Consider the following 7,147-nt stretch of genomic DNA (forward strand, 5'->3'; position numbering starts at 1 on the left):
CTCGCAGAGCACACTTTGTGCGGGCCGCGTATTCTTACGCCTACAGCGCATCCGCGCCAGACCCTGCTGTCACTCAGTCTGGTCTGGTTAGATGATGGCTGGAACGGACTCCGACCGACGGGAGAGCAACGTGAACCTCAGCCGCAAGCGCAAGAAGGAACTCCGCCAGCTGCAGAACGACGCCGGCCGACTCTGGGAGTCGCAGCAGGTCCTTGTCGGGCATGCCGCAGACATCGCCCGTGAGGCCGGTCGCCAGCTCGGCAACTTCAACCGGGAGCAGGTCGTGCCTGCCGTGCAGGACTCCTACGAGCGCCACGTCGCTCCGACGGTCAACCGCGGCGTCAAGGTCGGCAAGAAGGTCGTCGACGAGCGCGTCGTTCCGATCGTCGGTGGTGTCGTCGGCACCGCGCTGTCGGCCTGGGACGTCGCCAACCAGAAGCGCCAGGGCATCGCGATCGCCCGCCGCCCGGGGCCGGCCCCCTCGAAGGGCATGGGCGTCGGAGCGGTCATCGCCCTCGTGCTCGGCGCCGCTGCCGCCATCGGCGTCGTGGTGGCGGCCTGGCAGGCGCTGCGTGCCGACGACGAGCTGTGGGTCGCCGACGACCCGCTGTCTCCCCCCAACGTGTGAGCGGCACGGCTTCCAGCGCCGGTTCGGCCGAAGCGCACGAGCGCGTGCGCTCGGCGGCAGCCGCGCGCGGGCTCGACATCGAGATCCGCGAGCGGCCACAGGCACGCAGTCTTCATGAGGCGGCCGAGCTGCTCGGACTGCAGCCGTCCGACATCGTGAAGACCCTCGTCGTCAAACGCTCGGCGAACGGCTCGGGAGACCAGCCCGAGTACCTGTTCGCGCTGGTGCCCGGTGGGCGATCCATCTCGTGGCCCAAGCTGCGCGCCCTCGTGGGCGTGAACAAGCTGCGGTTGCCCGAGCCCGAGCTGGCGCTTGCGGCGACCGGTTACGAGCGAGGCACGATCGTGCCGATCGGCAGCACGACCGACTGGCCGGTCTATGTCGACGAGACGATCGTCGGTCGCCGGGTGGCCATGGGCGCAGGCACGCACGGGTACAGTCTCTTCGTCGACGCAGATGCGCTGATCCGCGCCTACGATGCGACGGTAGCCGACATCTCCGTGCCGGAGTAGTCGGTCGATCAGCGGGAGAACAGCAGCCGACCGCCGCCGATGACCGACTCGCGCGGCAGGATGCGCACCAGGGCATCCATCGGATTCTCAGCGTCGACAACCACGACATCCGCACGCGAGCCCACCGAGAGGTCGTTGCGCTCCACGCCCGCGAACGGCGCAGCCAGCGACGTCGCCGGCTCGACCACCCGGCGGAGGTCTTCGTCTCGCACCACGCCGCCCGCCCTGGCGTACTGCCAGGCGATGCCCATCAGATCACCGGTTCCGTAGGGACTCCACAGGTCGCGGATGCCATCGGTGCCGAAGCCGTAGCGCACGCCGGCGGCGGCGAACTCGTGCAGGTCCAGCTGCGGCATCCGCATCGGAGCCACGGTCGTCATGGTGATCCCGAGCTCGGCCATCGCCTGCAGGAGATCCCGGCGGCGCGCAGCGTCGACATCGACGATCGCGAAGCCGTGCGCGATGTTCACGCGCCCGTCGAGTCCACGCCGACGCGTGCGTTCGATGATCAGGTCGAACTGGAACGCGCCGAGTGAGCCTCCGTCGTGCAGGTGGATGTCGATGCCGCAGCCGCTGTGCTCTGCGATGTCGAAGATCGCATCGATCTGACCGACCGGATCCCTGTCGATCCCCGCAGGGTCGAGACCGCCGATGTGCTGCGCTCCTGCGCGAACGGCATCCGAGAGCAGCTGCTGCACGCCGGGACGGCGCAGCACGCCGTCCTGCGGAAAGGCGACGATCTCATGGGCGAGCGCGCCCTCGTATGCGGCGAAGGCCTCGTGCACCGCCTCGATGCCTCGCAATCCCACACCGAGATCGACATCGACGTGCGTGCGGATCGCCGTCGTGCCGTGGCGGACGAACTCTGCCAGCACCCGCGCGGTCGTCTGCGCACTCGGTATTCCCAGCTCATCGCGCCGGGCGCGCTCATGGCGGATGCGACCATCGGTGCCCGGCTCGCCACCGTAAGACTGCCACGGCTTTCCCCACCACGACTTGTCGACGTGCGCGTGCGTGTTGACCAGACCGGGCAGCGCGAGCATCCCTCGGCCATCGATCTCTCCCGCACCGAGCGGAGCGCCTGCGGCGGGGGTGACGCCGGTGATCGTCGCACCGTCTATCGAGATATCGCTGAGCCGTCCGCCCCACGGGCGGACATTGCGAACGGCGGTGATGGGTGAGAGCGTTGCGTGCATCCCTCCATCTTGGCCGCCGGCGAGTGGCATCGCCGGCTCAGAGGATGCCGGCCATCCTCAGGGCTATGTCGACCAGTTTCACCCGCTGCAGCTTGCCGATCTGGTCGAGAGTGAACCAGGCGGCCATATCGGTCGATCCGTTGCGCTCGAAGCGCAGCTCGCCGCCGGTGACCTGCGCCCGGTAGACGATGCGCAGGGTGTGCAGTGGCGTGTGGTTCTCGTCACGCCGCACGCGACGCGACGCCGGGATGACGCGGGAGTGGATGCCGAGGAGCTCGGTGGTCTCGATATGGAACCCGGTCTCTTCGCGCAGCTCGCGGCGTACGGCGAGCTCGGGGTCCTCGCCCTCCTCCAGGCCGCCGCCCGGCATGGTCCAGGCGACACGACGCCCCTCGACCCAGCGGGCAAGCAGGATCCGATCGTCGTCATCGGTGACGACACCGTATGCCGCAACCCGCAGATCCATGCGCTTCACCTTAGCCCTCATGATCCGGTCAGGAATGAAGAAGCGCTGATGTCGAGCCGAATCTAGGCTGGCATCACCGCAACCGGAAGGGAACCGCAGCATGGACCGCACCGACCAGAACCAGAACTTCACCGATGAAGAGCGCCAGGCGATGAAGGACCGTGCGAAGGAGACCCGCACGGCCCGCTCGCGCAAGAAGAAGGACCCCGAGGAAGCGCGCAGGGAGGGCGAGCAGGAGCTGCTGGCGAAGGTCGCCGAACTGCCCGATGACGACCGGGTCATCGCCGAGGCGCTGCATGAACTCGTCTCGCAGACGGCTCCGCAGCTGGTGCCGCGAACGTATTACGGCATGCCCGCGTGGGCGAAGGACGGCAAGGTGCTGTGCTTCTTCCAGCCGGCGTCGAAGTTCAAGGTGCGCTACGGCACATTCGGGTTCGAGACACCGGCAACACTCGACGACGGCAACATCTGGCCGACCTCATACGCGGTCACCCGACTCGAGAAGGCCGATCTGGAGTTCTTCGCCGATCTGGTGCGGCGCGCGACAGCCTGACGGATCCGTCAGACCGGAACGCTCTGTGACGCGGCGGCCGTGTCGTCGTCCGCCGACGTGTCTTCGACGGGATCGATGTGCTCTTCGGTGAGCAGGATGCCCCCGCTGGTGTTCGCCGAGGCTGCCAGTTCCTTGAGCCAGTGCTGACTGAGCACCGGTGCGTTCGGCTCGTCGAAGGTGAAGCGCAGCGGGATCGAAGGATGCAGCCACAGGGTGGAGCGTCCGGGCGTCCCGCTGTCGGGGTGGCGCCATGACAAAGTGAAGCTCTCGTTGCGGCGCAGCTTCGTGGCGATGACGACCTTGAGGTGCGCGAGCGTGCGATCGTCGATCTCGATCGGTTCAGGCGTCGTGCCGTAGAAGATGAATCCCATGTGCTCACCATATGGATGACCGATGGGATCCGACTGTGCGCGATGGCCGTCTGTACACGGCGCGCAATCACTGTTCGCCTGCGGGATGCCGAGGCGCTCGCGCCGGGCATCCGATCCCTCACTCGCCGACGAGGGTTTCGCGGGGAGTGCGCCCGTACGTCTCGCGGTAGAGCGCGGCGAACCGCGACGCGTTGCCGAACCCCCACCGCCTGGCGATGATCGCGACGGTGTCTCGGGATGCCCCGATGCGCAGATCGCGGTGCGCGCCGTCCAGTCGCACACGGCGCAGGTATTCGGTCGGGGTCGTCTCGAGGCTGCGCCGGAACGCGTACTGCAGGCCGCGGGTGGAGATGTGCGCGGCGGCGGCCACATCGTCGATGGTGATGGGCCGGTTCGCGTTGTCGTCGATGAACGTCACCGCGCGGCGCACGGTCTGCACGGCGGCGCCGTCGCGCACACGCGAGATGGCGTCCAGGTACGTCGATGCGAAGCAGCTGAGCGTCGTCACCAGCGCGTGACGCGCGAGACCCGCCTCGAGGATCTCATCGTCGTCCGTCGCCATGCCCGCCGGCAGCAGGTATTCGAACGCGCGCACCCAGTAACGCGCGGCGGCGGGGTTGCGTGGCTCGAGACCGGTCAGACGCAGTGACAGCAGGTCGTCGCCGGTGATCAGCCGGGCGAGCTCCTGAGCACGGACCCGGTCGAATGCGAGGGCGCTGACCTCAGCGGTGTCGTCCCACTGCGCCTCCACCTGAGCCCCGTCGGTGGCCCACGGCATACCGGGGGCGATCAGCTTCTGTCTGGTGCGCACCCAGCCGTCGCGGCTGACCACCCGGCAGGCGAAGAGCTGGTCTTCGGGACGGATGCACGAGTGGACGCCCGCCGACAGCGTGTATCGGATGATCGCGACATCGGCGAGGGTGGCCGAACGCCAGTGGAACGCGAACCGGGTCGGATCGATGCGCCGCAGTTCCGCCGACGGCACGAAGCGCTGCCAGATCTCCTCGACGTCCTCGACGTCGTCGGAGTCCATGCGAACGACATCAGCCATCCCGGCCCTCTTTCCCAGGCGGGCGGGTCAGCGCACGACCGCCGTCACCGTCGCGAGCCGCTGCAGCACCTCGTGGCTGATCGAGCCGAGCAGGAAGCGGCGCACCGCCCCGTGGCCGCGGCTGCCGACCACCGTGAGGCGGGCGCTTTCGGCGAGTTCGTTGATGACGGCCGAGGGGAAGCCCTCGGCGACGGCCTCTTCGATCTCGATCCCGGGATACTGGCTGCGCAGGCCCGCGATCGAGAGGGCGAGCGCTTCGCGGGCCGCGTCCTCCATGCCTGTGCGGTAGTCCTGCGGCATCACCATCAGTGCGTTGCGGGGCACCGCGATCGGTGTCCACACGATCAGCGCGGTGAGAGGCTCACCGAGCCGGTCGGCCTCAGACGCGGCGAACGCGATGGCGGCCTCCGAGACCGGTGAGCCGTCGACGGCGACGAGCACGCCGCTGCGGTCATCGGTGAGTTCGAAGTCGGGCACCACCACGACAGGGCAGGCCGATGCCGCGGCGATGCGGATTCCGTGCGATCCGCGCGCCGGTCCCTCGCCGGGGCCGCGGTAGTCGCTGCCGATGACCAGCAGCGCAGCATCCTTCGAAGCGTCGGAGAGCACCGTGACGGGGTCACCGGTCGCCACCGTTGTGTGCACGGTCAGGGCATCCGAGGCGACACGGTCGGCCTCAGCGCGCAGCATCTCCTCGGTGGCGGCCTTGGCCGCCGCCAGCACGGTGCCCTCACCGACGCTGCCGACAGCACCGCCGACGACGCTGATCAGCTCGAGCGACTGCCTGCGGGCAGTGGCGCGAGCTGCGGCCCAATCCACGGCGCGGTGGCTGACCGCGGACTCCGTGACACCGACGACGATCTTCTCAGACATTTCCGGCTCCATCTGCGGGGGCTTCCCACTCTAGTGATCCCGCCCTGGTCATGGGGTGTTTCCGGGCCGTGAAATCAGCCTCGCATCCGCTGCAGGGCAGCCTCGAGGCGTGCCACCGTGCCGTCGACGTCGCCGAGCTTGTCGAGGCCGAACAGTCCCAGGCGGAACGTCGAGAAGGTGTCGGGCTCATCGCAGTGCAACGGGACACCGGCGGCGATCTGCAGGCCCTGGGTCTTGAATCCCGCGCCGGATCGCAGCTCGGGGTCAGTGGTGTGCACGACGACGACGCTGGGAGCGGCGAAGTCGGATGCTGCCACCGAGGGCATCCCGTGCTCGGCGAGCAGCCGGCGCGCCCGCGTGCCGAGCTCGATCTGCGCGGTGCGCAGCGCGCCGAAGCCGCGTTCGCGCGTCTCGATCATCAGGGCGAGATTGTGCGCGATCGTGTCGGTGGGCATCGTGGCGTGGTAGCCCGCGGTGCCCTCACGGTAGGCATCCGAGATGGCGAGCCAGCGGCCGAGGTCGAGAGCGAAGCTGGTGGGGGCGCCGGATGCCACTGCCGCGCGGCCCCGCTCGCTGAGCATCACGTAGCCGACGCCGGGGCTGCCGCTCCAGCCCTTCTGCGGCGCACTGAGCAGTACGTCGACACCCAGCATCTGCATGTCGACCCACATCGCACCCGAGGCGATGCAGTCGAGCACGAGCACCCCGCCGACCCCGTGCACGGCGTCCGAGAGCGAGCGGATGTAGTCGTCGGGAAGCTGGATGCCCGCGGCCGTCTCGAGGTGCGGGGCGAAGACCACCTCGGGTCGGCGGGCGCGGATGGCCGCGACCACCTCATCGATCGGCGCAGGGCTCCACGCGGCTTGTGCGTCGTCGGTGTCGGGGCGGGCCTGGCAGACCGTCACGTCGCTCGCGATGTCACCGGTCTCGAGGATCTGCGACCAGCGGTACGAGAACAGGCCGTTGCGCACGATCAGCGCGCGCTTGCCGCTGGCCAGATGCCGGGCGACCGACTCCATGGCGTAACTGCCGCCGCCGTTGACCAGCGCCGCGCCGTCGGCACCGTACACCTCACAGAGGATCTCGAACGTCTGCTGCATGACGCCGATGAACTTCGCCGACATGTGGTTCAGAGAGCGGTCGGTGAAGACGACCGAGTACTCGAGCAGTCCGTCGGGGTCGATGTCAGCGTGGGGGAGAGTCATAGCTCCACCTTTGCACCGATGTCGAGAAGCGAATAGCACTTCTGCGGTCACGCGGCTGACGATCTTCGATGCACGCGATCAAGCTTCCGCGGAGTCTGCGTGGTCGACTGACCCGGCCAGCGCACGGCTGGCGCGGAGCGACCTAATCAGAATTCCGCACAGCAACAGCCCAATGAGATGTAACGCTGTGCTTCTCCCTCCGTACCGCACCCATCCGTGCCAACCTTCGGCAAACCCTTGTGGGACAGATGAATACTGGGAGTCAATCCGCCAGGACAAAGCAACGAATAAA

Annotated in this window: 9 protein-coding genes; 3 read left to right on the top strand and 6 right to left on the bottom strand. The window is 68.2% G+C overall.

Annotated features, from left to right (window positions below; genetic code table 11):
* Nucleotides 1–130 precede the first annotated feature (130 nt).
* Nucleotides 131–628 (top strand): DNA helicase, encoded by a 498-nt coding sequence (locus tag WDU99_RS14965; protein WP_337333271.1) that lies wholly within the window; start codon nt 131–133, stop codon nt 626–628.
* A gap of 44 nt (nt 629–672) precedes the next feature.
* On the top strand, nt 673–1,140 hold the full coding sequence (locus WDU99_RS14970) for an aminoacyl-tRNA deacylase (RefSeq protein ID WP_420064019.1): 468 nt from the start codon (nt 673–675) through the stop codon (nt 1,138–1,140).
* Between the two features lie 8 nt (nt 1,141–1,148).
* Here WDU99_RS14970 and WDU99_RS14975 read toward each other — a convergent pair whose 3' ends face one another.
* Together WDU99_RS14975 and WDU99_RS14980 are read right to left on the bottom strand one after the other, a co-directional pair.
* Complete coding sequence (locus tag WDU99_RS14975; protein WP_337333263.1) at nt 1,149–2,336, bottom strand: amidohydrolase family protein; 1,188 nt, start codon at nt 2,334–2,336, stop codon at nt 1,149–1,151.
* 37 nt (nt 2,337–2,373) lie between these two features.
* Entirely contained in the window at nt 2,374–2,802 is a 429-nt protein-coding gene (locus WDU99_RS14980; protein WP_337333264.1) for an NUDIX hydrolase, read from the bottom strand.
* Between the two features lie 100 nt (nt 2,803–2,902).
* Between WDU99_RS14980 and WDU99_RS14985 the strand changes: the two genes are divergently transcribed.
* Nucleotides 2,903–3,355, top strand: coding sequence for an iron chaperone (locus WDU99_RS14985; protein WP_337333265.1), 453 nt, complete (start codon nt 2,903–2,905; stop codon nt 3,353–3,355).
* A gap of 8 nt (nt 3,356–3,363) precedes the next feature.
* Here WDU99_RS14985 and WDU99_RS14990 read toward each other — a convergent pair whose 3' ends face one another.
* The 4 genes from WDU99_RS14990 to WDU99_RS15005 all read right to left on the bottom strand — a co-directional run bounded on the left by WDU99_RS14990 (nt 3,364) and on the right by WDU99_RS15005 (nt 6,855).
* Nucleotides 3,364–3,726, bottom strand: coding sequence for a DUF7882 family protein (locus WDU99_RS14990; RefSeq protein WP_337333266.1), 363 nt, complete (start codon nt 3,724–3,726; stop codon nt 3,364–3,366).
* A 118-nt stretch (nt 3,727–3,844) separates the two neighbouring features.
* A complete protein-coding gene (locus tag WDU99_RS14995; RefSeq protein WP_337333267.1) occupies nt 3,845–4,777 on the bottom strand; it encodes a helix-turn-helix transcriptional regulator in 933 nt (310 codons plus the stop codon).
* Nucleotides 4,778–4,804: 27 nt separating this feature from the next.
* Entirely contained in the window at nt 4,805–5,650 is an 846-nt protein-coding gene (locus tag WDU99_RS15000; protein ID WP_337333268.1) for a universal stress protein, read from the bottom strand.
* A gap of 74 nt (nt 5,651–5,724) precedes the next feature.
* Nucleotides 5,725–6,855: an aminotransferase class V-fold PLP-dependent enzyme gene (locus tag WDU99_RS15005; protein ID WP_337333269.1), complete on the bottom strand. Its 1,131-nt coding sequence runs from the start codon at nt 6,853–6,855 to the stop codon at nt 5,725–5,727.
* Nucleotides 6,856–7,147: the final 292 nt, after the last annotated feature.

This window comes from Microbacterium bandirmense (genome assembly GCF_037204185.1).
Classification (GTDB): Bacteria; Actinomycetota; Actinomycetes; order Actinomycetales; family Microbacteriaceae; genus Microbacterium; species Microbacterium bandirmense.